This window comes from Massilia sp. YIM B02763 (assembly GCF_030412015.1).
GTDB lineage: Bacteria > Pseudomonadota > Gammaproteobacteria > Burkholderiales > Burkholderiaceae_D > Telluria.
This window is the reverse complement of record NZ_JASNRD010000001.1, coordinates 192,125-216,569: the sequence shown is the minus strand read 5'-3', so window position 1 is coordinate 216,569 and position 24,445 is coordinate 192,125. Positions and strand designations below refer to the sequence as shown.

The 24,445-nt window shown below is 69.4% G+C and carries 21 protein-coding genes and 1 pseudogene; 14 read left to right on the top strand and 8 right to left on the bottom strand.

Going from position 1 to position 24,445, the window contains the following annotated elements:
- Window positions 1-7: 7 nt before the first annotated feature.
- Window positions 8-1,798: a thiamine pyrophosphate-requiring protein gene (locus tag QPK32_RS00905; protein WP_290410897.1), complete on the bottom strand. Its 1,791-nt coding sequence runs from the start codon at window positions 1,796-1,798 to the stop codon at window positions 8-10.
- Window positions 1,799-2,113: 315 nt separating this feature from the next.
- Here QPK32_RS00905 and QPK32_RS00900 point away from each other — a divergent pair, with 315 nt between their 5' ends.
- Window positions 2,114-3,559 carry an NAD-dependent succinate-semialdehyde dehydrogenase gene (locus tag QPK32_RS00900; protein WP_290410896.1) on the top strand — a complete coding sequence of 482 codons (1,446 nt, stop codon included), beginning with the start codon at window positions 2,114-2,116 and terminating at the stop codon, window positions 3,557-3,559.
- A gap of 7 nt (window positions 3,560-3,566) precedes the next feature.
- Here the strand turns inward: QPK32_RS00900 and QPK32_RS00895 are convergent, their stop codons facing one another.
- Entirely contained in the window at window positions 3,567-4,199 is a 633-nt protein-coding gene (locus tag QPK32_RS00895; protein WP_290410895.1) for an NUDIX hydrolase, read from the bottom strand.
- Between the two features lie 117 nt (window positions 4,200-4,316).
- Here QPK32_RS00895 and QPK32_RS00890 point away from each other — a divergent pair, with 117 nt between their 5' ends.
- From QPK32_RS00890 to QPK32_RS00870, 5 genes are all read left to right on the top strand, one after another.
- Window positions 4,317-4,700 carry a response regulator gene (locus QPK32_RS00890; protein WP_290410894.1) on the top strand — a complete coding sequence of 128 codons (384 nt, stop codon included), beginning with the start codon at window positions 4,317-4,319 and terminating at the stop codon, window positions 4,698-4,700.
- Window positions 4,701-4,775: 75 nt separating this feature from the next.
- Window positions 4,776-5,924: a galactonate dehydratase gene (gene dgoD, locus QPK32_RS00885; RefSeq protein WP_290410893.1), complete on the top strand. Its 1,149-nt coding sequence runs from the start codon at window positions 4,776-4,778 to the stop codon at window positions 5,922-5,924.
- Between the two features lie 5 nt (window positions 5,925-5,929).
- Window positions 5,930-6,829, top strand: coding sequence for a 2-dehydro-3-deoxygalactonokinase (locus tag QPK32_RS00880; RefSeq protein WP_290410892.1), 900 nt, complete (start codon window positions 5,930-5,932; stop codon window positions 6,827-6,829).
- Window positions 6,826-7,440, top strand: a complete 615-nt coding sequence (locus QPK32_RS00875) for a 2-dehydro-3-deoxy-6-phosphogalactonate aldolase (protein WP_290410891.1) — start codon at window positions 6,826-6,828, stop codon at window positions 7,438-7,440. The genes QPK32_RS00880 and QPK32_RS00875 overlap by 4 nt, the downstream gene beginning before the upstream one ends.
- Before the next feature lie 4 nt (window positions 7,441-7,444).
- Window positions 7,445-7,921: a DUF3016 domain-containing protein gene (locus tag QPK32_RS00870; protein ID WP_290410890.1), complete on the top strand. Its 477-nt coding sequence runs from the start codon at window positions 7,445-7,447 to the stop codon at window positions 7,919-7,921.
- A 43-nt stretch (window positions 7,922-7,964) separates the two neighbouring features.
- Here QPK32_RS00870 and QPK32_RS00865 read toward each other — a convergent pair whose 3' ends face one another.
- Complete coding sequence (locus QPK32_RS00865; protein WP_290410889.1) at window positions 7,965-8,384, bottom strand: TerB family tellurite resistance protein; 420 nt, start codon at window positions 8,382-8,384, stop codon at window positions 7,965-7,967.
- A gap of 279 nt (window positions 8,385-8,663) precedes the next feature.
- A complete protein-coding gene (locus tag QPK32_RS00860; RefSeq protein ID WP_290410888.1) occupies window positions 8,664-10,331 on the bottom strand; it encodes a sodium/solute symporter in 1,668 nt (555 codons plus the stop codon).
- Between the two features lie 327 nt (window positions 10,332-10,658).
- Here QPK32_RS00860 and QPK32_RS00855 point away from each other — a divergent pair, with 327 nt between their 5' ends.
- From QPK32_RS00855 to QPK32_RS00845, 3 genes are all read left to right on the top strand, one after another.
- Window positions 10,659-11,270 (top strand): hypothetical protein, encoded by a 612-nt coding sequence (locus QPK32_RS00855; RefSeq protein ID WP_290410887.1) that lies wholly within the window; start codon window positions 10,659-10,661, stop codon window positions 11,268-11,270.
- Between the two features lie 161 nt (window positions 11,271-11,431).
- Window positions 11,432-12,265 (top strand): ferritin-like domain-containing protein, encoded by an 834-nt coding sequence (locus QPK32_RS00850; protein WP_290410886.1) that lies wholly within the window; start codon window positions 11,432-11,434, stop codon window positions 12,263-12,265.
- Window positions 12,266-12,269: 4 nt separating this feature from the next.
- Window positions 12,270-14,657, top strand: coding sequence for a DNA polymerase II (locus QPK32_RS00845; protein WP_290410885.1), 2,388 nt, complete (start codon window positions 12,270-12,272; stop codon window positions 14,655-14,657).
- 19 nt (window positions 14,658-14,676) lie between these two features.
- On the opposite strand, the gene QPK32_RS00840 is transcribed toward QPK32_RS00845, so the two are convergent.
- Window positions 14,677-15,141 (bottom strand): carboxymuconolactone decarboxylase family protein, encoded by a 465-nt coding sequence (locus QPK32_RS00840; RefSeq protein WP_290411379.1) that lies wholly within the window; start codon window positions 15,139-15,141, stop codon window positions 14,677-14,679.
- A 106-nt stretch (window positions 15,142-15,247) separates the two neighbouring features.
- Window positions 15,248-15,697 (bottom strand): Rrf2 family transcriptional regulator, encoded by a 450-nt coding sequence (locus tag QPK32_RS00835; protein ID WP_290410884.1) that lies wholly within the window; start codon window positions 15,695-15,697, stop codon window positions 15,248-15,250.
- 321 nt (window positions 15,698-16,018) lie between these two features.
- On the opposite strand from QPK32_RS00835, the gene QPK32_RS00830 reads away from it, so the two are divergent.
- From QPK32_RS00830 to QPK32_RS00815, 4 genes are all read left to right on the top strand, one after another.
- Window positions 16,019-19,216: an efflux RND transporter permease subunit gene (locus tag QPK32_RS00830; RefSeq protein WP_290411378.1), complete on the top strand. Its 3,198-nt coding sequence runs from the start codon at window positions 16,019-16,021 to the stop codon at window positions 19,214-19,216.
- Entirely contained in the window at window positions 19,206-20,378 is a 1,173-nt protein-coding gene (locus QPK32_RS00825; RefSeq protein WP_290410883.1) for an efflux RND transporter periplasmic adaptor subunit, read from the top strand. Before QPK32_RS00830 ends, QPK32_RS00825 begins: the two co-directional genes overlap by 11 nt.
- Before the next feature lie 330 nt (window positions 20,379-20,708).
- Entirely contained in the window at window positions 20,709-21,230 is a 522-nt protein-coding gene (locus QPK32_RS00820) for a hypothetical protein (RefSeq protein WP_290410882.1), read from the top strand.
- A 17-nt stretch (window positions 21,231-21,247) separates the two neighbouring features.
- Window positions 21,248-22,264, top strand: a complete 1,017-nt coding sequence (locus tag QPK32_RS00815; RefSeq protein WP_290410881.1) for an alpha/beta fold hydrolase — start codon at window positions 21,248-21,250, stop codon at window positions 22,262-22,264.
- Between the two features lie 18 nt (window positions 22,265-22,282).
- Here the strand turns inward: QPK32_RS00815 and QPK32_RS00810 are convergent, their stop codons facing one another.
- Window positions 22,283-22,669 (bottom strand): LysR substrate-binding domain-containing protein, encoded by a 387-nt coding sequence (locus QPK32_RS00810; protein WP_374046679.1) that lies wholly within the window; start codon window positions 22,667-22,669, stop codon window positions 22,283-22,285.
- On the opposite strand from QPK32_RS00810, the pseudogene QPK32_RS00805 reads away from it, so the two are divergent.
- Window positions 22,640-23,303 (top strand): annotated as a pseudogene (locus tag QPK32_RS00805) (NAD-dependent epimerase/dehydratase family protein); the annotation flags it as partial. The gene QPK32_RS00810 and the pseudogene QPK32_RS00805 sit on opposite strands and share 30 nt — an antisense overlap.
- On the opposite strand, the gene alr reads toward QPK32_RS00805, so the two are convergent.
- Complete coding sequence (alr, locus tag QPK32_RS00800) at window positions 23,288-24,445, bottom strand: alanine racemase (RefSeq protein WP_290410880.1); 1,158 nt, start codon at window positions 24,443-24,445, stop codon at window positions 23,288-23,290. The pseudogene QPK32_RS00805 and the gene alr sit on opposite strands and share 16 nt — an antisense overlap.

Below are 24,445 nucleotides of genomic sequence, written 5' to 3'. Positions count from 1 at the left end.
CGACGGATTACTTCTTTTCGCCCGGCAGGATCGAGCTCAGCACCTGCTTGGCCACCCCCGCCAGCATCGATCCCTCGTTCGGGTCGCCCTTGGCGATGGCGCTCATGAAGGACTTGGCCTGGTCCAGCGTGATGTGCGAGGGCAGCGGCGGCACCTCGGGGTCGGTCTTGAACTCGAGGACGACGGGACGGTCGGACTTGAGCGCGTCGCGCCAGGCCTCGGCGACCATGTCCGGGTCGGCGCAATAGATGCCCTTCAGGCCGATCAGCTCGGCGAAGCGGTGGTAGGGCACGTCCGGGATCGTCTGCGTGGCCTCGAACTTCGGGTTGCCTTCCATGACGCGCTGTTCCCAGGTCACCTGGTTCAGGTCCTCGTTGTTGAACACGCAGACGATCCAGCGCGGATCCTTCCACTGGCGCCAGTACTTGGCCACGGTGATCAGCTCGGCCATGTTATTCATCTGCATGGCGCCGTCGCCGACGAGGGCGATCACGGGACGTTCCGGATGGGCGAACTTGGCGGCGATGGCATAGGGCACGGCCGCGCCCATCGACGCCAGGCCGCCGGACAGCGAATACATCTGGCCGCGCTGCACCTTCAGGTCGCGCGCGTACCAGTTGGCGCAGGAGCCGGAGTCGCTGGTGACGATGGCGTCGCGCGGCAGCAGCGGCGACAGCTCCCACGCCACCCGCTGCGGGTTCACGGGCGTGGCCTTGGCCATCGCGCGCTGTTCCAGCAGCGCCCAGGAATCGCGCACGTCCTGCTCGATCTTCTTGCGCCAGGCGCCGTCCAGCTTCTTTTCCTGCAGCAGCGGCAGCAGCAGGCGCAGCGTCTCGGCGGCGTCGCCGTGCAGGTTGACCTCGGTGGGGTAGCGCGCGCCCAGCATGGTCGGGTCGATGTCGATCTGGACGGCGCGCGCCTTGCCCTCCTTGGGCAGGAATTCGGCGTAGGGGAAGCCGGTGCCGATCATCAGCAGGGTGTCGCACTCGTTCATCATGTCCCAGCTGGCCTTGGTGCCGAGGATACCGATCGAGCCCGTGCACCACGGCAGGTGGTCGGGCAGGGCGGCCTTGCCCAGCAGGGCCTTGGCGGCGCCGGCCTGCAGGCGCTCGGCCACGGCGATGACCTCGTCGGTGGCGCCGAGGGCACCGGCGCCGACGAGGATCGCGACCTTGCCGCCCGCATTCAGTACCTCGGCCGCGCGCGCCAGGTCGGCGTCGTAGGGCACGATCTTCGGACGGGTGTAGCCGATGCCGGAGAACACGGAGCCGTGCTTGCGCGGCGGGTCCTCGTACGGCAGTTCCTGCAGGTCGTTCGGCAGCACCAGCACGCTGATGCCGTTCCGGCCCAGCGCCGTGCGCATGGCGCGGTCGACCAGGTGGCGCACCTGGGCCGGCACCGCCGCCTCGTGCACGTAGTCGGCCACGTCGGCGAACATGCGTTCCAGGTTGACTTCCTGCTGGTAATGGGCGCCGCGGGTGGTGCGCGCGGCCTGGCCGGCGATGGCGAGGACGGGCATGTGGTCCAGCTTGGCGTCGTACAGGCCGGTCACGAGGTGGGCGGCGCCGGGGCCGCCGGTGGACAGGCACACGCCCGGCTGGCCGGTGAACTTGGAATGGGCCGAGGCCATGAAGGCGGCCATTTCCTCGTGCCGGACCTGGATGAAGTCGATCTTTTTGTCCGAGCGGTCAAGTGCGCCGAGCACGCCGTTGATGCCGTCGCCCGGATAGCCGAAGATGGTCCGCACGCCCCAGTCGTGAAGACGTTCGACGAAAAAGTCACCGACGGTTTTGCTCATGGTTCGCTTCCTTGCTGTGCTGTGCTGGGTTGGCGGGAAGGGCGCAGCGCTGCCTGCATGCCGCGGGCGCGCTGCGCCGTACATGAGCCAAGAGTAGCACCGCTGCGCTCAGCTGCCGGGCACGTTATGCCTGTGAAACTCTTCTTGTCGCCGTGCAGGATCGGCGTGTCCATACGTACCGGTGCGGCGGCGAAAATCCGTCCCGCCCGCACGGGATCCCCGAATTTCTGGCACAGTAGCGGATGCGGCGCCCGGCCACTCCCACGATCCGGGTGCGCATCGCTTTCTACGACAACGTACAACGGACACATAGCCATGACGACTTCGAACTATCCCGACATCCGCCTCCTGATCGCCAACGAATGGGTCGACGCCACCGGCGGCAAGACCATTCCCGTGCTGAACCCGGCCAGCGGCAAGACCATCGGCACCGTGGCCCATGCGGCCATCGCCGACCTCGACCGCGCGCTGGAAGCAGCCCGGAAAGGCTTCGAGGCCTGGCGCGCGATCCCGGCCGCGGAGCGCGCCGCCACCATGCGCCGTGCCGCCACCCTGCTGCGCGAGCGCGCCGGCGACATCGCCCGCCTGATGACGCAGGAGCAGGGCAAGCCGCTGGCCGAGGCGCGTGTCGAGGTCATGGCCGGCGCCGAGATCATCGACTGGTTCGCCGCCGAGGGCATGCGCGTGTACGGCCGCATCGTCCCGGCGCGCAACCCGGCCGCCCAGCAGCTGGTGCTGAAGGAGCCGGTCGGCCCCGTGGCCGCCTTCACGCCCTGGAACTTCCCGATCAACCAGGTGGTGCGCAAGCTGGCCGCGGCGCTGGCCACCGGCTGCTCCTTCCTGTGCAAGGCCCCCGAGGAGACCCCGGCATCGCCGGCCGCGCTGTTCCAGTGCTTCGTCGACGCCGGCGTGCCGGCCGGTACCGTGGGCCTCGTATTCGGCGACCCGGCCGAGATTTCCGGCTACCTGATCCCGCACCCGGTGATCCGCAAGGTCACCTTCACCGGTTCGACCCCGGTCGGCAAGCAGCTGGCCGCGCTGGCCGGCGCCCACATGAAGCGCGCGACGATGGAGCTGGGCGGCCACGCCCCGGTCATCGTGGCCGAAGACGCCGACGTGGCGCTGGCCGTCAAGGCCGCCGGCGCCGCCAAGTTCCGCAACGCCGGCCAGGTGTGCATCTCGCCGACCCGCTTCCTGGTCCACAACAGCATCAAGGCCGAGTTCGTGCGCGCCATGGCCGCCCACGCCGAAGGCCTGAAGCTGGGCGACGGCCTGGCGGAAGGCACGACGCTGGGCCCGCTGGCCAACGACCGCCGCCTCGCCGCCATGGCCAAGGTCGTCGAGGACGCGCAAGCCAAGGGCGCGCAAGTCGTCACCGGCGGCAAGCGCGTCGGGAGCGAAGGCAACTTCTTCGCGCCGACGATCCTGTCCGACGTGCCGCTGGAAGCGAGCGTGTTCAACGACGAGCCGTTCGGCCCCGTCGCCGCGGTGCGCGGCTTCGATACGCTGGAAGAAGCCATCACGGAGGCCAACCGCCTGCCGTACGGCCTGGCCGGCTATGCGTTCACCCGCTCGATCAAGAACGCCCAGCAGCTGATGAACCGCCTCGAAGTGGGCATGCTGTGGATGAACCAGCCGGCCACGCCGAGCGCCGAGCTGCCGTTCGGCGGCGTCAAGGACTCGGGCTACGGTTCGGAAGGCGGTCCGGAAGCGCTGGAAGCCTACCTGAACACCAAGGCCGTCTCGATGGTCGGCGTATAAGGCGGCGCTACGCCATGCGGCGCAGCGCCGCGATCACCGCGACGTCGTTCGCGTGCACGGCCACCTCCGTCAGCAGCGCGAACGGCACCAGGTGCACGGCTTGCGTCTCCCATCCCATCAGCGCGGGATCGCCGCCCACGCGGCGCGCCACGTAGTAGCGGGTGTAGGTCTGCGTGCGCGGCACGTCGGCCAGGAAGGCGACCAGTTCGACGGCCAGGCCGGATTCCTCGAAGGCTTCGCGCACGGCGGTGGCCTGCAGGTCCAGGCCGCCGTCGACGCGGCCCTTCGGGAACGTGGCCGCATAGCCGCCGAAGCCATTGGTCGGCGCCACCAGCCACACGCGGCCGTCGTCTTCCACGATGACGGCGCCGGCCGCCGCGCGCATGCCCGCGGGCAGCGCGTAGGGGGGCTCGCCGATGCGCGCCTCCACGAGCGGCAGGGAGGCGGGGGCGATGGGCGTGCCGTTCAACGCGGTGGGCATGGCGCCGCCCGGCACGACGGTGGCCATGCGGGCCGGATCGTGCCAGGCCGCGGGATCGCCGGGCAGGCTGGGGTTGGCGATGCGCACGGGCAGGCCGTGCTCGTCGGGACAGGGATGGTACATGGCGGACGAGGTGCGGACGGTGCGCAACGATACCATGCCGGGTCCGCACGTTACGCGAATCGGGCCATGATGCGGACCCGAACGTGGTACAGTCCTTAAATTCGATACATTTCTATTGCGCCGGACAGGTCGTCGTCGCAAGCGGCGCTGGCGATGAAAAAGATATTGGTGGTCGACGACCTGGGCATCGACCTGATGCTGACCCGGCTGGCGCTGGAACGCTGCGGCTTCCCGCACCGGCTGGTGACCGCCGGCGACGGCGAGGAAGCGTATCGCCTGGCCCAGGAAGACCGGTTCGACCTGCTCCTGCTCGACATCAAGATGCCGCGCGTGGACGGTTTCGAGCTGCTGGAAAAGCTGCGCGCGCAACCGGACGGCCACCAGCTTCCCGTGATCGTCGTGTCCGGCTCGGGCCTCGAGGCCGACCGCCGGCGCGCCGACGAGCTCGGCGCCATCGAGTACATACAGAAGGCCGTCGACTACGGCAGTTTCAAGGAAGAGCTCGGGGCGGCCCTGAAGCGCCACGGCTTCTGCTGACCCGCGCCGGCCTGCCCGGCATTTCCCAGAGATAACGTACGCCGCCGAGATCGCGCCCGGGTCTACACTGGGCGGATGAAGATCACCCGCTTGTCCACGTACCGCGTGCCGCCACGCTGGATGTTCCTGAAAATCGAGACCGACGAAGGCATCCACGGCTGGGGCGAGCCGATCGTCGAAGGCCGCGCGCGGACCGTCGAGGCGGCCGTGCACGAACTGGCCGACTACCTCGTCGGGCGCGACCCGTCCCACATCAACGACTTGTGGCAGACCATGTACCGCGGCGGCTTCTACCGCGGCGGCCCCGTCTTGATGAGCGCCATCGCCGGCGTCGACCAGGCGCTGTGGGACATCAAGGGCAAGCGGCTGGGCGTGCCCGTCTACGAACTGCTGGGCGGCCTGGTGCGCGAGCGCATGAAGACCTACAGCTGGGTCGGCGGCGACCGCCCGCACGACGTCATCGACGGCATCGCGGCGCGCCAGGCCGTCGGCTTCGATACCTTCAAGATGAACGGCACCGACGACCTCGGGCTGATCGACAGCGCGCGCAAGATCGGCGAGACGGTCAAGCGGGTGGCGAACATCCGCGAGACCTTCGGCGACGCCATCGAGTTCGGCCTGGACTTCCACGGCCGCGTGTCGCTGCCGATGGCCAGGGTGCTGCTGCGCGAACTGGAGCCGCTGCGTCCCCTGTTCGTCGAGGAGCCCGTGCTGCCCGAATACGGCGACGGCTTCCGCCAGCTAGCCGACGCCACGTCGATCCCCATCGCAGCCGGCGAGCGCCTGTTTTCTCGTTTCGATTTCCGCCGCGTGTTCGAACAGGGCGGCCTGGCGATCGCCCAGCCCGACCTCTCGCACGCGGGCGGCATCACCGAATGCGTACGCATCGGCGCCATGGCCGAAGCCTACGGCGTCGCGCTGGCCCCCCATTGCCCGCTCGGCCCGGTGGCGCTGGCCGCCTGCCTGCAGGTCGACTTCGTGTCGCACAACGCCGTGCTGCAGGAACAGAGCATGGGCATCCACTACAACAAGGGCGGCGAAGTGCTCGACTATGTCCTCAACAAGGAGGATTTCGCGATCGTGGACGGCTACATCAAGCCGCTGCCCAGGCCCGGCCTGGGCGTCGAGATCGACGAGGCGGCCGTGATCGCGGCGACGGAGCGCGCGATCGACTGGCGCAACCCGGTATGGCGCCACCCCGACGGCAGCATCGCCGAATGGTGACGGACATGCGGCTACTCGGCATCGACTGGGGCACCAGCAACCGCCGCGCCTACCTCGTGGGCCCGGACGGCGCCTGCCTGGACAGCCGCAGCGACGACCAGGGCATGCTGGCCGCGCGGCCGGACTTCGGCCCGTCGCTGGTGGCGCTGCTGGCCGGCATGGGGATCGGCGCGGACGTGCCCGTCGTCGCGTCCGGCATGATCGGCAGCGCGCAGGGCTGGAAGGAGACGCCCTACCTCGATGCGTCCGTGCCGCTGGAAGACCTGCCGCGGCACCTCGTGCGCGTGCGCGACGAGGCATCCGGGCGCGCCTGCCTGCTGGTGCCGGGCTACCGGGAACAGGGCAGCGACGGCCGCGTCGACGTCATCCGCGGCGAAGAGATGCAGCTGCTGGGCGCCCTCGCGATGGGGCGGCGCGACGGCTGGTTCGTCCTGCCCGGCACGCACAGCAAGTGGGTGCGGCTCGAGGGCGGCGTCATCCGCCATATCTCGACCTTCATGACGGGGGAGTTCTTCGCCACACTGGGCAAGCAGGGCACGCTGGCGCCCTTGATGGATGGCCCTGATGTCGATGCCGCGTTCGACGCCGGCGTCGCCGAGGCGCGCCGCCGCGCGCTGCTCACCAATGCGCTGTTCGGCGTGCGTGCCCGCGTCGTCACGGGCGCGATGCCGGCGGCGCATACCCGTTCCTTCGTCAGCGGCCTCCTCATCGGCGCCGAGCTGCTGGCTGCCCTGGATCTGACCGGCGACGCACGCGGCGAGGTCGTCTCCATCGCCGCGCCCAGGCTGCACGGCTACTATGCGCGCGCCGGCGGGCAGCTGGGCATCGCGCTCGCACCGCTCGACCCGGATGCCGTCTACCGCGCCGCCCTCGGCTTTTTCCTGGACAGGATGCCCCCGCCATGAACCTCGACCGCATCGACCTTCCCCTCGTCGCCATCCTGCGCGGGCTCGATCCCGCCGATGCCGCTGCCGTCGGCCGTACCTTGTTCGACGCCGGCTTCCGGCTGATCGAAGTGCCGCTCAACCGTCCCGGCGCGCTGGAGGCGATGGGCATCATCCGCGACCTGGCCCCACCGGACGCGCTGGTCGGCGGCGGCACGATGCTGACGCTGGCCGACGTGGACGCCGTCGCCGACGCGGGCGGCCGCATCTTCGTCGCCCCCAACTGCGACCCGGCCGTCATTGCCCACGCCCGTGAACGGGGGCTGTTGTGCGCTCCGGGCGTGGCGACGCCCAGCGAAGCGTTCGCGGCGCTGGCCGCCGGCGCCCACATCCTCAAATTGTTCCCGGCCGAGACCATCGGCCCGGCCGGCCTGAAGGCGATGAAATCCGTCCTGCCCGAGGGGACGCCGCTGTGGCCCGTGGGCGGCGTGGCGCCGGAGCAGATCGGGGCCTGGAAGGCGGCGGGGGCCACCGGTGCCGGGATCGGCAGCCAGCTGTTCACGCCGGGCGTGGCGCCGGCCGAGCTGGCGCGCCGCGCGCAAGCGTTCGCCAAGGCGTGGCAAGCGGCCTGACGCCATGAAGCGCGCGCTCCTCGTCCTGGCGCTATTGCTCGCGCAAGGCGTGGCGGATGCCGCGGTCACCGTCCACTTCGTGGCGCCCGAGCGGTTCACCGACTTGCCGCGCACGCCCGCGCAGCGCCAGCAGGTCCTGGACGACATCGCGGACCACTTCCGCCGGCTGGGAGAAGGACTGGGGCCGCGACAGGACCTGGTGATCGACGTGCTCGACATCGACCTGGCCGGACGCGAGCGTCCCGGCACGCCGTCGTTCGACAGCGTGCGCATCATGGACGGTATCGGCGACCGGCCGCAACTGCGCCTGCGCTACCTGCTGACGGACGACGGCAAGGAAGTCGCGCGCGGCGAGGCCGAACTCTCCGATCCCGGCTACCGCGAGCGCGTGGGCACGTACGGCGGCATGGAAAGCCTGCCGTATGAAAAGCAGATGATCGACGACTGGTGGCGCAAGACGATGCCGCGGCAGGGGCGCTGATGCCGTCGCGGACCGCGCGAACGGGGCGATCCCGCGAGGACCCTCACGCGATCCCGGTGCCGGCGATCCGCCCGTTGCCGGCGGCATCCGTCTCGATCCCCCACGCCTGCGTCGCCTTGTGCAGCAATGCCACTTCGGCATGGGCGAACTGGTCGTCCGCATAGGCCAGCTGCCACATGGCTTTCCATACGCGCAGCCGCAGGTCTGGCCGGACGATTTCTGCCAGACACTGGTCAATCGCGTCGGCATCGACCTTGACCAGTCCGTCCGGCGTTGCGGGAAGATCGGCGGTCAATTCGCGCAGGACTTGATCGAAAACCTGTTCTTCGATTCCGGCATGGCCGAGGATGCTCGGTCGATACGTCGCGGCGATTTCGGACGGTGATCCACCGCCGTCGCTGATGACGGTCAACGCCAGCAATCGGGAAATGGCTTGTGGGCTATCGGTCGGATAGGAACGCATGGTGTTGTCCTTGCTGGGCAGGTATTGGCAGTCCTGGCGATACCCTTTCGTCCCTCGGACTCGGCGAAACGGCTCGCACGCTTGGCTGCCATGGTAGACCGATGCACGCATTCAAGGCACACCGTTGACTGCTGTGTTCCGGCCGGTCCCGGCCATGCGGAACCGCACGGCTGTGGGTCGCCCATGGCCGCCACAGGGCGCCACGGCCGGACGGCGCACGACGATCGCCCGTGCCAGGGCAAGGGCGATCTCGGTGACGCGAGGGACTTCAGGAGGGGCTTACCACCACACCCCGTAGATCGTCGCGACCAGCACGCACACCACGGCCGAGCCGAAGGCGAACGCGCCGTCGACGCGGAACAGCTGGCGATCGACGACCAGGGCCTTGATCCCCGAGGAGTCGCCCATCTTGCTGATGACGACCATGCCGGCGACCACGGCCCAGAACACGATGAACATGCGGTCCAGGAACGGGATCTCGTAGACCCCCTGGCCATTGTCGGCGGCGAAGCCGATCGGGGCCAGGAAGGACAGGTCCATCATGTCGGGCAGGAACTTCAGGATGATCGAGAACACGAGGCCGCCGATGGTCGCGAACATCGCGGCCGGCGCGGTCGTTTTCTTCCAGAAGAAGCCCAGCAGGAACATGGCCAGGATGCCCGGCGAGACGAAGCCCGTGTATTCCTGGATGTACTGGAAGCCGCCTTTCTTGTCGATGCCGAGGAAGGGCGCGATCAGCACGGCCAGCACCATCGCCACGACGACGGAGACGCGGCCGATCCACACCATCTTCGTCTCGGCGGCGTCCTTGTTGAAGTTCTTCTTGTAGATGTCGAGGGTGAAGATGGTGGCAATGGAATTCGCCTTGCCGGCCAGCGAGGCGACGACGGCCGCGGTCAGGGCGGCGAAGGCGACGCCCTTCAGGCCCGCCGGCAGCATGGCCAGCAGCGTCGGGTAGGCGCGGTCGGGATTCAGCTCGCCGCCCACGCGCATCGCGTCGCCCAGCACGCCGGCGCGGTCCAGCGCGAACGCGGCGATGCCGGGCAGGACGACGATGACCGGCATGAGCAGCTTCAGGAAGGCTGCGAACAGCAGGCCCTTGCGCGCGGTCTGCAGGTCGGCGCCGAGGGCGCGCTGGGTGATGTACTGGTTGCAGCCCCAGTAGTTCAGGTTGACGATCCACATGCCGCCGATCAGCGTGCTCAAGCCCGGCAGGTCCATGTAGTTCGGGTCGTTGCGGCCCAGGACCATGTTGAAGTGGTCGCGGGTGCTGCGGAACAGTTCCGTGGCGCCGCGGATGGCGCCGTTGCCCTGGCCCAGCGTCGCCACCAGGTCGAGCGCGATCCAGGTCGTCACCAGGCCGCCGATCACGAGGCACAGCACCTGGATCACGTCCGTGTAGCCGATCACCTTCATGCCGCCCAGCGTGATGACGGTGGCGAAGACGGCCAGGAACAGCATGCAGGGGAAGACGCCGATGCCGACGATGCTGCCGATCGCCAGCGCCCCCAGGTACAGGATCGAGGTCAGGTTGACGATCACGTACAGGCCGAGCCAGAACAGCGCCATCGTCGTGGCGACGGCCTTGCCGTAGCGCTGCTCGAGGAATTGCGGCATCGTGTAGATGCGGTTCCTCAGGTACACGGGCATGAAGAACACGGCCACGATGACGAGGGTGGCGGCGGCCATCAGCTCGTACACGGCGATCGCCATGCCGATGCGGTAGCCGGAGCCGCTCATGCCGATGAACTGCTCGGCCGAGATGTTGGAAGCGATCAGCGAGGCGCCGATGGCCCACCAGGTCAGCGATCCCTCCGCCAGGAAGTAATCGTGCGAGGCGGTCGTCGAAGCGCTTTTCTTGCGCCGGTGGACCCACAGTCCGTAGCCGGCGACGACCACGAAGTAGACGAGGAAGACGAAGGTGTCCAGGGAGGTAAAAAGGTTCATGGTGTGTCTCGTGTCGCGGACCGGGGGCCGCTGATTGTTATGTGGTCGGCCGGTGCCAGGCCGTTTGTTGTCTGCTGTTTGCGCAAACATTTTGCATCCTATCATTCTTGGCAACTTTTTTGGAATCGTTTTCGGCACGACGTGATATGTGCATGTAAACATTCCAAGAGGTAAGGAACTGAAGGATGCTGTGCAAACGACTATACTGGCCTCAAGCCTGATGTCACCTTGACAATGTCTCGCCGGGGTGACGCAAGGCACCGGAGGGCCTGCGCCAGAACGGCGTGGCCCAGTGTGGCTCACCAAGCATCACGTCAGGAGGCTCCTATGAAGACCAAGACCCCACTGCTGCGCAGCATCGTCGTTGCCTGCACCCTGTGCGTCGCTGCCGCCGGTTCCGCGCTGGCGCAGTCGCAGACCGCCAAGAAGCCGGGCGATCCCGCCCGCTGGTACACCAAGCAGCAGACCAGCACGACCCTCAAGAAGGAAATCAACGCGGCGTATGCCGAGCAGAAGTCCGCATGCAACCGCGGTGCGAAGTCCGAACGTGCCGGCTGCCTGGCCGACGCCCGCAAGACCTACCAGGACGACATGAAGAACTTGACGCAGCTGGCGCAGAACACCCCGGCCGGCGGCGTGAGCGAGCGCGTCGTCACCACGACGGAAGCCGGCGGCGCCAGCGCCATGGGCAGCTCGCAGGGAGGCGCGACGGCGTCGGGCGGCATGGAAGCGGGGGCCGCGGCCACGGGCAGCACCGGCAGCACCGACACCAGCACGGGCAGCAGCGGCAGCGGCATCACCGCATCGGGTACCGCGCAGTCGGATGCCGAGGCGGCCACCAGCGCCAGCGGCCACCCGCAGGTGCCGCAAACCCAGCCGATGCAGCCGCCGCCGGTGACCACGCCGCCGCGCAGCGAGGACACGCCGATCCAGCGCTGAGCGGACTCGTGTGGCGTCGTCCCTGCGCAGGCAGGGACCCAGGTTCTGCGCGCGTCGCCGCCCTGCAGGCAACATCGGGGTGATGGTGCAGGGCCGACGTCGTCTGGCAGCGTGGGTGATACACTACCGGCCTTTCCGTTTCAGCTGTACAGGATGCCTTGATGACCACCCCGGCGCGCGCGCCAACACTGCGCACCCAGGCCTTGCTGTGCCTGGTCGAGACCGATCCCGCCACCAAGGCCGCCGGCGTGGCCGCGCTGGTGGCCGCATCAAGGGCCGGCACCCTCGCCATCGATTCCGCCGCCGTGCTCGCGCCGCAGGGCGAGATTCCCGGCCGTCCGGCCCGTCCCGAACTCGTGCCGCCGCGCCTCGTGGGGCGCCGCTCGATGGCCACCGTGGAGGGGCGCGCGATGCTCGTGCATGCGCTCGCCCACATCGAATTCAATGCCGTCAACCTGGCGCTGGACGCCATCTGGCGCTTCCCCGGCATGCCGGAGGCCTATTACACGGACTGGCTGCGCGTGGCCGGCGAAGAGGCGCATCACTTCGAGCTGCTGGCCGCGCACCTGCGCATGCTCGGCTGGTCGTACGGCGACTTCGCCGGCCACGACAGCCTGTGGGAGATGGTCGCGAAGACCAGCGGCGACGTGCTGGCGCGCATGGCGCTGGTGCCGCGCACGATGGAGGCGCGCGGCCTGGATGCGATCCCGCCGCTGCGCGCCAAGCTGGCCCAGGCCGGGGACGAGGCGGCCGCGCGCATCCTGGACGTCCTGCTGCGCGACGAGGTGGGCCACGTCGAGATCGGCAACCGCTGGTACTTCCACCTGTGCCGGGAACGCGGCCTCGAACCCGTGTCCACCTACGATCTGCTGACGGTGCGCTACAAGGCGCCCGTGCTGAAAGGGCCCTTCAACGTCGAGGCGCGGCGCCTGGCCGGCTTCACGGAAGCCGAGCTGGCGCGCTACATCGGCGACGGGCTGGCCAGCGCCGGGTGACGCCTTGAGCCACGAGACGGCGGGGCCGGGCTTCCTGCTGACGCGTCACTGGCGCGATACGGACGCCGGCGTGGAGATCGCGTTCTGGCTGGCGACCGACGCCGGGCCGCGGCTGGTGCGCCTGGCGCCGCAGCAGGCCGTCGCCTTCGTGCCGGCCGAGCAGGGCGACATGCTGCGGCGCCTGCTGGCGCGCGAACGGGGCGTGGAAGTGCGCGAGCTGGCCCTGCGCGACTTCCGCAACCGCCCCGTGCTGGGCGTGTACTGCCGCCAGTACCGCCACCTGCTGCGCCTGGAAAAACGCCTGCGCGAGCACGGCATCGACGTCTACGAGGCGGACGTGCGGCCGCCCGAACGCTACCTGATGGAGCGCTTCATCACGGCGCCCGCCGCCTTCACCGGCACGCCCTCGGGCGACGATCCGCGCCTGCTGGCCGATGGCCACCTCAAGCCCGCGCCCGGCTACCGGCCGCGCCTGTCGACCGTCTCCCTCGACATCGAGACGACGATGCAGGGCGAGCTGCGCTCGATCGCGCTGGAAGGCTGCGGCCAGCGCCAGGTCTACATGCTCGGCCCAGCCAACGGCGACGCGTCGACGCTCGACTTCGACTACGAGGTGTGCGCCACGCGCCGCGCGCTGCTCGAACGGCTGGAGAGCTGGATCCAGCGCCATGACCCGGACGCGATCATCGGCTGGAACGTCGTGCAGTTCGACCTGCGGGTACTGCAGGAACACGCGGAGCGCCTGCAGCACCCTCTGCGCCTGGGCCGCGACGGCAGTCCGATGGAATGGCGCGAGCACGGCAAGCAGGAACATTATTTCGTCTGCGTCGCCGGCAGGCTGGTCATCGACGGCATCGAGGCGCTGCGCTCGGCCACCTGGAGCTTCCCCTCGTTCAGCCTGGAGCACGTGTCGCAAAGCCTGCTGGGCGAGGGCAAGGCGATCGACAATCCCTACGACCGCATGGCCAGCATCGACCGCATGTTCGAACAGGACAAGCCGGCGCTGGCGCTGTACAACCTGCGCGACTGCGAACTGGTCACCCGCATCTTCGACAAGGCCGGCCTGATGGCCTTCCTGCTGGAGCGCGCCAGCGTCACGGGCCTGGCCGCCGACCGCAGCGGCGGCTCCGTCGCCGCGTTCGAGCATTCCTACATGCCGCTGATGCACCGGCTGGGCCGCGTGGCGCCGAACATCGGCGACGTGCCGGGTGCCGACAGCCCGGGGGGCTTCGTGATGGATTCGCGCTCCGGCCTGTACGATTCCGTGCTCGTGCTGGACTACAAGAGCTTGTATCCATCCATCATCCGCACCTTCCTGATCGACCCCGTCGGCCTCGTGGCCGGCCTGGAAGGGGACGAGGCGGACACGGTACCGGGTTTTCGGGGCGGCAGGTTCTCGCGCACGCAGCACTGCCTGCCCGGGATCGTCGCGCGCGTGTGGCAGGAGCGCGAGGCGGCCAAGCGCGAACGCAACGCGCCGCTGTCGCAGGCGCTGAAGATCATCATGAATGCCATGTACGGCGTGCTGGGCACGACGGGCTGCCGGTTCTTCGACCCGCGCCTGGCGTCGTCGATCACGATGCGCGGCCACGAGATCATGCACCGCACGCGCGAGCTGATCGAGGCGCAGGGCTACCAGGTGATCTACGGCGACACCGATTCGACCTTCGTCTGGCTGGGCCGCGCGCACGAGGAAGACGAGGCGGAGCGCATCGGCCGCGGCCTCGTGGAGCACGTGAACGGCTGGTGGCGCGCCCGGCTGCAGGAGGAACTGGGCCTGGAATCGGCGCTGGAGCTGGAGTACGAGACGCACTTCCGGCGTTTCTTGATGCCCACCGTGCGCGGCTCCGACGAAGGCAGCAAGAAGCGCTACGCGGGCCTGGTGCGGAAACGCGACGGCAGCGAGGAGATCGTCTACAAGGGCCTGGAATCCGTGCGCACCGACTGGACGCCGCTGGCGAAGGAATTCCAGCAGGCGCTGTACGGGCGCGTGTTCCGTGGCGAGCCGTACGAGGACTACGTGCGCGACTACGTGGCCAGGACGATGCGCGGCGAGTTCGACGAGCTGCTGGTGTACCGCAAGCGCCTGCGCCGTCCGCTGGAGGAATACCAGCGCAACGTGCCGCCCCACGTGCGCGCGGCGCGCAGCGCCGACGAGTTCCACGCGCGCCAGGGCCGTCCCCCGCAATACCGCCGCGGCGGCGGCTGGATCCGCTACGTGATGACGCTGGCGGGACCGGAGCCGATGGAAGTCGTGGAGGCCGGGCGCGCCGCGGCCATCGACTACGAACACTACCTGACGCGCCAGCTGGAGCCGGTGGCGGACGGCATCCTGCCGTTCATCGGCGACAGCTTCGGGCGGCTCACGAGCCGGCAGGGGGCGTTGTTCTGAGCGCGTGGCTCGCGAGCCCTTACATCCCCGGCGCCGGCGTCACGGGGATCTGGTTGCGCAGCGACAGGTTGATGGCGTTCCACCCGCGGATGACGGCGATGGCGTAGCCCAGTTCCGCGACCTCGGTGTCGTTGAACTGCTCGCGCAGCGCGGGCCAGGCGGCATCCGTGTCGTCGCGGCCGGGGAGGGCGTTGACGGCGTCGGCCCAGGCCAGAGCGGCGCGTTCGCGCGCATCGAAGAACGGCGACTCGCGCCAGCCGGCGACGGTGTTCAGGTGGCGCGGATCGCAGCCCTGCTTGACGAGGTCGCGCCAGTGCATGTCGACGCAGACGCCGCAGCCGTTCACCTGCGACACGCGCAGGTTGACCAGCTCGACGAGCTTCGGTCCGAGCGAACTTTGCTTGGCCGCTTGCGACAGGCCGATCATGGCTTTCAGGGGAGCCGGGGCGAGGGTGAACAGGGGAAGGCGGGCGGCGTGCGACATGGTCGTTCCTTTCAGGTCGATGGCGGGGCCGCGGATCGCGGCCCTCATGCCTCTTAGACGAACGGGCGCCGCCGGCCGTGACAGCCGGAGCGTTTTTTCGACGGGGTCAGGCGGCGAGCTTGCGGTGCACCGTCACGGGCACTTCCTTGGGCGGGGGCTCCGGCAGCAGGTCGGCCAGCGTGTGGCGGTCCAGCTCGGCGAGATAGGCCGAGGTGGCGTCCTTGAGCACGCCCTTGAGGCGGCAAGCCTTGGTCAGGCCGCAGGGATTCCCTTCGGGATTGAAGCACTCCGCCATGTAGAAGTCGCTTTCGGCCATGCGCACGACGGCGCCCACGTTGATGTCCTTCGGCTCGTGGTTCAGGCGAAAGCCGCCGTTGCGGCCGCGCACGGTCTCGACGACGCCGTTGCGGCCCAGCTCATGCACGACCTTGGTCAGGTGGTTCTTCGAGATGCCGTGCAGGTCGGCGATCTCCTGGATCGTGACGAGGCGGTCTCGGTTGCTGCCGAGGTGCAGCAGGGTCCGCAGCGTATAGTCGGTGAAGGAAGTCAGGCGCATGAGGCCTCCAGTATACAAGATGCGCGCGTCGACGACGCGGCGCCCCGCGGCACCCTCTCATCGGCCTGGTTTGTGTCGCGGACGTCGGCCGGGAACGCGGGTTCTCCATGCTTGTCGTTACATGTTTCAGCCCTGTACAAAATTCCCGCGTGGTGCACTGCAAAAAATCTAGCCTTACGTTAATATTTCGCGCATATTAGCGCCTTCGCACGCGGTTGGCGGCAAAAAGACCTGTCTTTACAGGGAGTTGCTGCAGTTTGCAATCATCTGCCGGCAGATGATACGGCGTGCGACGCTGTTCATTCTTGGAGTTCAACAATGCTGCTTGGCCTGGTCCGCGTCGCGCTGCGCCGCCCCTATACCTTCGTCGTGCTGGCCCTCACGCTGCTGATCATCGGTCCGCTGGCCGCGATGCGCACGCCGACCGACATCTTCCCCGACATCAAGATCCCAGTGATCGCCGTCGCCTGGCAATACACGGGCCTGCCGCCCGACCAGATGGCGGGGCGCGTGTCGACGCTGTTCCAGCGCGCGTTGACCACCACCGTCAACGACATCGAGCACATCGAGGCGAATACCTATCCGGGCGTCTCGGTCGTCAAGATCTTCTTCCAGCCGGACGTCAACATCGCCGTCGCGAACGCGCAGGTGACGGCCATTTCGCAGGCGCTGCTCAAGCAGATGCCGGCCGGGACGACGCCGCCGCTGATCCTCAACTACAACGCCGCCACGGTGCCGATCCTGCAGCTGGCGCTGTCCGGCGTGGGCATGTCGGAACAGCAGCTGTACGACTTCGGCTTGAACACGCTGCGCATCCCGCTCGTGTCGGTGCCGGGCGCCGCGATCCCGCTGCCGTTCGGCGGCAAGCAGCGCCAGGTGCAGATCGACGTCCGCCCGGACGCCTTGCAGGCGCGCGGACTGTCGGCGCAGGACGTGGCGAATGCGCTGGCGACCCAGAACATCCTGACGCCGGTCGGCACCCAGAAGATCCACGACCTCGAATACACGATCCAGCTCAACAGCGCGCCGTCGGCGGTCGAGGACCTGGGCCGCATTCCCGTCAAGGTCGTCAACGGCACGACGATCCTCATGCGCGACGTCGCGGACGTCCACGACGGCAACGCGCCGCAGACCAATGTCGTGCACGTGGACGGCGGCCGCTCGGTGCTGATGTCGGTGCTGAAGAACGGCACCGCATCCACGCTGGCCATCGTCGACGGCGTCCGCGCGCGCCTGGCCGGCATGCAGGGCGTGTTGCCCGACGGGCTGAAGGTGAAGCCGATCAACGACCAGTCCGTGTTCGTGCGCGCCGCCGTCAAGGGCGTGGCCACCGAAGGCGTGATCGCGGCCGCGCTGACGAGCATCATGATCCTGCTGTTCCTGGGCAGCTGGCGCTCGACCGTCATCATCGCCGTGTCGATCCCGCTGTCGATCCTGGGCGCCCTGATCGCGCTGGCCGCCACCGGCGAGACGCTGAACCTGATGACGCTGGGCGGCCTGGCGCTGGCGGTGGGCATCCTGGTGGACGACGCCACGGTCACCATCGAGAACATCAACTGGCACCTGGAGCACGGCAAGGCCGTGGAGCCGGCCATCATGGACGGCGCCCAGCAGATCGTGACGCCGGCCCTCGTCTCGCTGCTGTGCATCTGCATCGTGTTCATCCCGATGTTCTTCCTCGAAGGCGTGGCCGGCTTCCTGTTCGTGCCGATGGCCAAGGCCGTGATCTTCGCGCTGGTGTGCTCGTTCATCCTGTCGCGCACCCTGGTGCCGACGATGGCCAACTGGCTGCTCAAGCCGCACACCCCCCATGGGGAAGGCCATGCGGCCAGGCTGAACGCGGCGCAGCGCTTCCAGCGCGGCTTCGAGGCCCGCTTCGAGCGCATCCGCCACGGCTACCGCGGCATCCTGGACAAGGCGATCCTGCGCCGCCGCCCGTTCATCTCGGGCTTCCTCGTGTTCGTACTGGCGTCCTTCCTGCTCGTGCCTTTCCTGGGCAGTAACTTCTTCCCGGCCGTGGATTCGGGCCAGCTGCTGATCCACGTGCGCGTTCCCGCCGGTACCCGTATCGAGGAAACGGCGGCGCGCTTCGCCAGGATCGAGCAGGTGATCCGGCGCGAGATTCCCGGCAAGCAGATCGCCACGATGGTCGACAATATCGGCTTGCCGGCGTCGACGATCAACATCACCTACAACAATACCGGCGTGTCCGGTTCCCACGACGGCGACTTCCAGATCGCGCTGGGCGAGGAGCACGCGCCAACGGCGGACTACGTGCGCCGCCTGCGCGAGGTGCTGCCGCGCGAATTCCCGGACACGACGTTCTCGTTCCCGCCGGCCGACATCGTCAGCCAGATCCTGAACTTCGGCTCGCCCGCGCCGATCGACGTGCAGGTCCGCGGCCGCGACATCGACGCCAACTTCGCCTACGCGCAAAAGCTGTACAAACGCATCCGCGCCATCCCGGGCGTGGCCGACGTGCGCATCCAGCAGAACAACCGCGCGCCCCAGTTCAACGTCGACGTCGACCGTACCCAGGCCCAGCTGCTCGGCCTGACCACGCGCGACGTCGCCAACAGCATGGTCGTCAACCTGGCCGGCAGCAGCCAGGTGGCGCCGACCTTCTGGCTGAATCCGGACAATGGCGTGAGCTACCCGATCGTGATGCAGACCCCGCAGCACCAGCTCGATTCGCTGGCGGCGCTGCGCGACCTCCCGATCGGCAACGGCGCCAGCGGCACGACGGCGGCCACGCTGGGCGCCATCGCCAGGATCGAGCGCGGCAACGCCAGCGCGCTGATCAGCCAGTACGACGTGTCGCCGATGGTGCAGATCCACGCCACCACGCAGGACCGCGACCTGGGCGGCGTCGCCGCCGACATCCGCAAGGCGATCGCCGACACCGCGGCCGACGTGCCGAAGGGCTCGAAGGTCGAGATGCTGGGCCAGGTGCGCACGATGGAGCGCGCGTTCTCGGGCCTCCTGTTCGGCCTGCTGGGCGCCGTCGTCCTGATCTACCTGCTGATCGTCGTGAACTTCCAGTCCTGGACCGACCCCGCCGTCATCGTGTCGGCGCTGCCGGCCGCGCTGGCGGGCATCGTCTGGATGCTGTTCGCCACGCACACGACGCTGTCCGTGCCCGCGCTCACGGGCGCCATCATGTGCATGGGCGTCGCCACCGCGAACAGCGTGCTGGTGATTACCTTCGCGCGCGAGCGCCTGGAAGAATTGAAGGATGCCAGCGCCGCCGCGCTGGAGGCGGGCTTCGTGCGCTTCCGCCCCGTCTTGATGACGGCGCTGGCGATGATCATCGGCATGCTGCCGATGGCGCTGGGCCTGGGCGAGGGCGGCGAACAGAACGCCCCGCTGGGCCGCGCCGTGATCGGCGGCCTGATCTTCTCGACCTTCGCCACCCTGGTCTTCGTCCCTGTCGTCTTCAGCCTGGTCCACGGCCGCCGCGCCTCGCGCGCCGCCGGCGACCAGACGCCCCAACCCGGAGTTCCCGTCCATGCAAACTAATACCTCGTCTTCCGCCAAGTCGCCGCGCGGCCTGCTCGTGGCCGGCATCTTCGTCGTCGGCGCCGGCGCCATCGTCGCCGGCGGCCTCGTGACCCGCCATTCGCAGGCGGAGCAGCTGCGGGAGGGCGCCAGCGCCCGTTCCGTGCCGACCGTCGCCCTCGTGTCCATGAAGGACGTGCCCAGCGCCCCGCTGGACCTGCCCGCGCGCATCGAAGCCTGGTCGCGCGCCCCGATCTATGCGCGCGTCAGCGGCTACCTGGGCGCCTGGAAGGAAGACATCGGCGCCCACGTCAAGGCCGGCCAGGTGTTGGCCACCATCGAGACGCCGGACCTCGACCAGGACCTGAGCCAGGCCCAGGCCCAGCTGGCGGTCGCGCGCAGCGACCTGGCGCTGTCGGAATCCACGGCCAAGCGCTGGCAGCTGCTGGTGGCGCAGAACGCCGTCTCCAAGCAGGAAGCGGACGAGAAGCAGAGCGACTACATCGCCAAGAAATCGACCGTGGCCGCGCTGCAGGCCAGCGTGGACCGCCAGCAGGTGCTGAAGCGCTACACGCGCCTGGTGGCGCCGTTCGACGGCGTCGTCACGGCGCGCAACACCGACGTGGGCGCCCTGGTCACGGCCGGCAGCAGCGCCAGCGGCGCCGAGCTGTTCGTCGTGTCCGACCTGCGCAAGCTGCGCGTGTACGTGCAGGTGCCGCAGCGCCAGGTGGCCCTGATCAAGCCGGGCAGCGTAGCCGTGCTGACGGTGCCGGAGCGCGCCGACCAGCAATTCAAGGCGACCGTGCAGTCGCTGTCGCAGGCGATCAACACGGGCACCGGGTCCATGCTGGTGCAGCTTGCGGTGGACAATACCGGCGGCGAACTGCTGCCGGGCGCCTATGCCAACGTGCGCTTCGACGTGCCGGCCGACGCCGGCGCCGTGGTGGTGCCGCCGGGCGCCGTCATCCTCGGCAAGGCCGGCCCGCAGGTCGCCACCATCGACGGATCCGGCCGCGTGCAGCTCAAGAAGGTCGCCATCGCGCGCGACCTGGGCAGCGCCATGCAGCTCGACGGCGTCACCCGCAACGACCGCATCATCGACAGCCCGCCGGACGGCATCGCCAACGGCGACACCGTGCGCGTCGCCCAGGCCGCGCCGGCGCCGGCCCGCAAGGCCGGCTGATTGCGCTTCAGCGGCGGCACCTGCGCGCTTGTGACAAAGCGCGTATTTGCCGCCGCAATCTTTTGGTAGAGTTGCGGGGCCGCGCGGCACCGCCGCGCCCACTCTTCCAAAGGATGAACATGAAGCGTCTGCTCGGTTGGCTGTTCCTGGCGTGCCTGGTCGTGGCATGCGGCGATCCGGATTCCGGGCCGCCCCTCGGCGACTTCCCGGCCATCAGCAAGACCACGGTGGATGCGCCGTTCGCGCTGACGGCACCCAGCTCGCGCAGCCCGGCGCCATTCACCTTCACCAGCAGCAATCTCTCCGTCGCCACCATCGAGGGGGGCCACCGTGACCATCAAGGGACCTGGGACGAGCACCATCACGGCGTCCCAGGAGCGTACCGGCAGCTTCGGGCCGACGTCGAAGTCGACCACGTTGACCGTCACCGAGGCGTCCTGCCCATCGGGCCAGACCCTTGTCAACGGTACCTGCCAGGCGAACCGCAGCTGCATCGAGCCGGCCACGGTGCAAGGCGACGACTGCGTGGCCACGCTGCAGCCTACCGTTGCCGTGAACAATGCGACCTGGGCCGCGATCACCCTCAACGACGTCTTCGCCGACGCGCGCGATTTCTGCGCGCGGACCAGGATCAACGGGGAGACCGGCTGGCGCCAGCCGACCGTCGACGAACTCACCGGCTTGTACGCATCCGGGACCATTCCCCGTTCCGGCTGGACGCTTGGCGAAACCTGGAGCGCAACGGCAGGAGCGCGGGCATCGACGCATGCCACCCTCGACCTGCGCACCGGCACGCGCGCCGACCGTGCGGACACCGCGAATGCCGCTGTCGGCTGCGTTCGGCCCAATTGACCACCACGGGAGCCACCATGATGAAGCCATCGATGCGCCGCACTGCCTGCTCGGCGCTCGCACTGACCTTGCCCGTGTTCGTCCATGCCGCGGCGCAGGCGGATTCCGCCGCCTTCGCCAAGCCCGGCCAGCTGGTCGACATCGGCGGCCGCAAGATCAACCTGCATTGCAGCGGCAGCGGTCCCGTGACCGTCGTGTTCGACGCCGCGTCGGGCGAGGCCGGGTGGAACTGGCACCGCGTACAGCCGGAGGTCGCGAAGCAGGCGCGCGCCTGCACGTTCGACCGCGCCGGCATCGGCTTCAGCGATCCGGCCAAGCGTCCGAACACGTCGGAAAACGTCGTCGCGGACCTGCACAAGGCGCTCGGCGCGGCGGCCATCAAGCCACCCTATGTGCTGGTCGGGAATTCGCTGGGCGGCGCCAACGTCCAGGTATTCGCCTACCGCTATCCGGCCGAAGTGAAGGGCCTGGTGCTGGTCGAGCCGCAGACGGAACACGAGACCGAGCGCCTGGACAAGGCGGCCGGCGGGCGCATCAAGGGCATGTATGCGATGGTCAAGCAGCAGGACCAGTACTGCCTGGCTGCCGCGAAGAAGGGTTTCAAGGCGGGTAGCGAAGAGTTCGGCAACTGCGTGGGCAAGCCGCAGGATTACTACGGCCCCGTGCTGGGCGCCCAGGTGCAGGCCATGTACATGAAGCCGGCCTACTGGGGCGTGCGCGCCACCGAGTTCGTGGCGATCGACACCAGCGACGCCCAGCTGCGCGCCTTGCGCAAGCCCTTCGGCGACCTGCCGCTGGTCGTGCTCACGCGCGGTGTCAGCCCCTACGCGGTGCCCGGCCAGCCGCAGAGCGCCGTCAACAAGGCCGTCGAGGACGAAAACGAGAAGATCCACAAGGAGCTGGCCGCGTTGTCGACGAAGGGCTCGCAGCGCGTGGTGCCCGGCGCCGGCCACATCATCCAGGACGAGCAGCCGGCGGCCGTGGTGCAGGCCGTGCTCGAGGTGCTGCGCCAGGTGCCGCCAGCCGCCCGCTGATCGCTCCTCGCCGGCGCCTCAGCCCGAGGCGTGCGCGGCCAGCGCCTCGGCCAGCGCGTCGAACGTGACGCGGCAGCGCGGGCTGTCGCGCAAGTCCTCGTGCATCGTGATCCAGGTGTCGAACACGAGGTCGAACTCGCCGGGCAGCACGCGCACCAGCGCCGGCGCGCGGCGCGCGAGCGGCGCCTGGCAGAAGCCGATGCCGGCGCCGGCGCGGATCAGGGCCAGCTGGGCCACGTCGCTGTCGATGCGCAGCGCGAAGCTGCGCCGTTCCAGCTGGGGCCAGCGCTTCAGGCCCGCGCGTACCAGCGGCGTCATGCGGTCGTAGCCGATCAGCGTGTGGCCGGCCAGCTCCCCGCCGCTGGCGGGCGTGCCGCGGCCGCCGGCTGCGCCGTCATCGTCCACGCCGTCAACCCGCCCGGCTACCGCGACTGGGACAAGCTCGTGCTGCCCATGGTGCGCAACGCGATGGCGGCCGCCGACGCGGCCGGCGCGCTGGTGGCGGTCGCGGGCTCCGTCTACAACTACGGGCCCGACGCGCCATCGCCCATCACGGAGGGCGCGCCGCAGCATCCCGCCACGCGCAAGGGCGCCGTGCGGGTGCGGGTCGAAGAGGAGCTGGAAGCGTGGTGCGCGCGTGGGGGCAGGACACTGGTCGTGCGTGCCGGCGACTTCTTCGGCCCCCATGCCGGCAACAACTGGTTCGTCCAGGGCCTCGTCAAGCGGGGGCGGCCCGTGACGCGCATCGCCAACCCGGTCCGCGGCGGCGCCGGCCACCAGTGGGCCTACCTGCCGGACGTGGCGGCGGCGATGGTCGCGCTGATCGCCCGCCGCGCGGGGCTGGCGCCGTTCAACGTGACGATGCGCGAGCTGGGTGAGATGCGCTACCTGTGGGAGCGGGCGGTGCGGCTGGACAATGCGAAGCTGGTGGCGGTACTGGGCGCCGAGCCGCACACGCCGCTGGACGACGGTGCGCGCGACGCTGGCGGGCGTCGGCTGCCTGCCCGCCGGCGCCGCGCTGCGTCAGGCGTTGGCGTAGACGCGGTGGAAGCGGCTGCCCAGGCGCGTCAGCACCTCGTAGCCGATCGTGCCCGCCTGCGCCGCCACTTCGTCCACGTGCTGGTGGGGACCCAGCAGCTCGACGGCCAGGCCCGGCGCGATGCGCTCGCGCGGGATGGCGCTCACGTCCAGCGTGATGCTGTCCATCGAAACGGTGCCGGCGACCGGCACGCGCACGCCGTCGACGAACGCATGGCCGCGATTGGTCAGCGCGCGCAGCCAGCCGTCCGCGTAGCCGACGGCGATGGTGGCGATGCGGCGCGGGCCGTCCGCCGTGAAGCGGGCGCCGTAGCCGACGATGGCGCCGTCTTCCACGTCGCGCACCTGCACGATGCGCGCCTGCAGCGCCGCTACGGCGCGCATCGGATTGATACTGCCCGGGTGCGGGTTGATGCCATACAGCGCGGCGCCGGGGCGCACGATGTCGTAGTGAAAGGCGCTGCCGAGGAACACGCCGGAGGAATTGGCCAGGCTGCAGGGCAGGCCCGGGAACCGGGCGCGCAGCGCCTCGAAGCGGGCCAGCTGGGCCGCGTTCATCGGGTGGACCGCTTCGTCGGCGCAGGCCAGGTGGCTCATCAGGAAGGCCGGCGCGATCTCGCGCAGCCACGCGGCCGGGGCGCCCAGCGCCTCGAGGTCGGCCGGGGACATGCCCATGCGCGACATGCCCGTATCGACCTGGATCGCGGCGGGCAGGCGCCGGCCGAGCCGGCGGCCGGCGGCGATCCATTCGCGCGCCTGGCCGGCGTCGTTCAGCACGGGCGCGATGCCGTGCGCGACGAAGTCGTCGGCCGTGCCCGGCATGGGGCCGTGCAGCACGTAGATGGCGCGGTCGGCGGGGATCATGGGACGCAGGCGGATGGCCTCGTCCAGGTGGGCCGTGAAGAACACGCGGCAGCCCTCGGCCGCCAGCACGGGGGCGATGCGCGCCATGCCCAGGCCGTAGGCGTCCGCCTTCATGATGCCGGCGACCAGCGCGCCGCCGGCCTGCGCCCGCAGCAGGCGGTAGTTGGCGCGGATGGCGTCGAGGTCGACGGTGAGCAGGGCGCCGGCGCGGTCGTACGCGCCGGCCACGTCGGCCGCGGGCAGGCTGGAACCCAGCGCGGTATCGGTGGAACGGTCCAT

Bases quoted from the DNA above. Each gene is read 5' to 3' on its own strand.
- QPK32_RS00905 (WP_290410897.1), bottom strand. From the start codon at position 1,798: ATGAGCAAAACCGTCGGTGACTTTTTCGTCGAACGTCTTCACGACTGG.
- QPK32_RS00900 (WP_290410896.1), top strand. From the start codon at position 2,114: ATGACGACTTCGAACTATCCCGACATCCGCCTCCTGATCGCCAACGAA.
- QPK32_RS00895 (WP_290410895.1), bottom strand. From the start codon at position 4,199: ATGGTATCGTTGCGCACCGTCCGCACCTCGTCCGCCATGTACCATCCC.
- QPK32_RS00890 (WP_290410894.1), top strand. From the start codon at position 4,317: ATGAAAAAGATATTGGTGGTCGACGACCTGGGCATCGACCTGATGCTG.
- dgoD (WP_290410893.1), top strand. From the start codon at position 4,776: ATGAAGATCACCCGCTTGTCCACGTACCGCGTGCCGCCACGCTGGATG.
- QPK32_RS00880 (WP_290410892.1), top strand. From the start codon at position 5,930: ATGCGGCTACTCGGCATCGACTGGGGCACCAGCAACCGCCGCGCCTAC.
- QPK32_RS00875 (WP_290410891.1), top strand. From the start codon at position 6,826: ATGAACCTCGACCGCATCGACCTTCCCCTCGTCGCCATCCTGCGCGGG.
- QPK32_RS00870 (WP_290410890.1), top strand. From the start codon at position 7,445: ATGAAGCGCGCGCTCCTCGTCCTGGCGCTATTGCTCGCGCAAGGCGTG.
- QPK32_RS00865 (WP_290410889.1), bottom strand. From the start codon at position 8,384: ATGCGTTCCTATCCGACCGATAGCCCACAAGCCATTTCCCGATTGCTG.
- QPK32_RS00860 (WP_290410888.1), bottom strand. From the start codon at position 10,331: ATGAACCTTTTTACCTCCCTGGACACCTTCGTCTTCCTCGTCTACTTC.
- QPK32_RS00855 (WP_290410887.1), top strand. From the start codon at position 10,659: ATGAAGACCAAGACCCCACTGCTGCGCAGCATCGTCGTTGCCTGCACC.
- QPK32_RS00850 (WP_290410886.1), top strand. From the start codon at position 11,432: ATGACCACCCCGGCGCGCGCGCCAACACTGCGCACCCAGGCCTTGCTG.
- QPK32_RS00840 (WP_290411379.1), bottom strand. From the start codon at position 15,141: ATGTCGCACGCCGCCCGCCTTCCCCTGTTCACCCTCGCCCCGGCTCCC.
- QPK32_RS00835 (WP_290410884.1), bottom strand. From the start codon at position 15,697: ATGCGCCTGACTTCCTTCACCGACTATACGCTGCGGACCCTGCTGCAC.
- QPK32_RS00825 (WP_290410883.1), top strand. From the start codon at position 19,206: ATGCAAACTAATACCTCGTCTTCCGCCAAGTCGCCGCGCGGCCTGCTC.
- QPK32_RS00815 (WP_290410881.1), top strand. From the start codon at position 21,248: ATGATGAAGCCATCGATGCGCCGCACTGCCTGCTCGGCGCTCGCACTG.
- alr (WP_290410880.1), bottom strand. From the start codon at position 24,445: ATGGACCGTTCCACCGATACCGCGCTGGGTTCCAGCCTGCCCGCGGCC.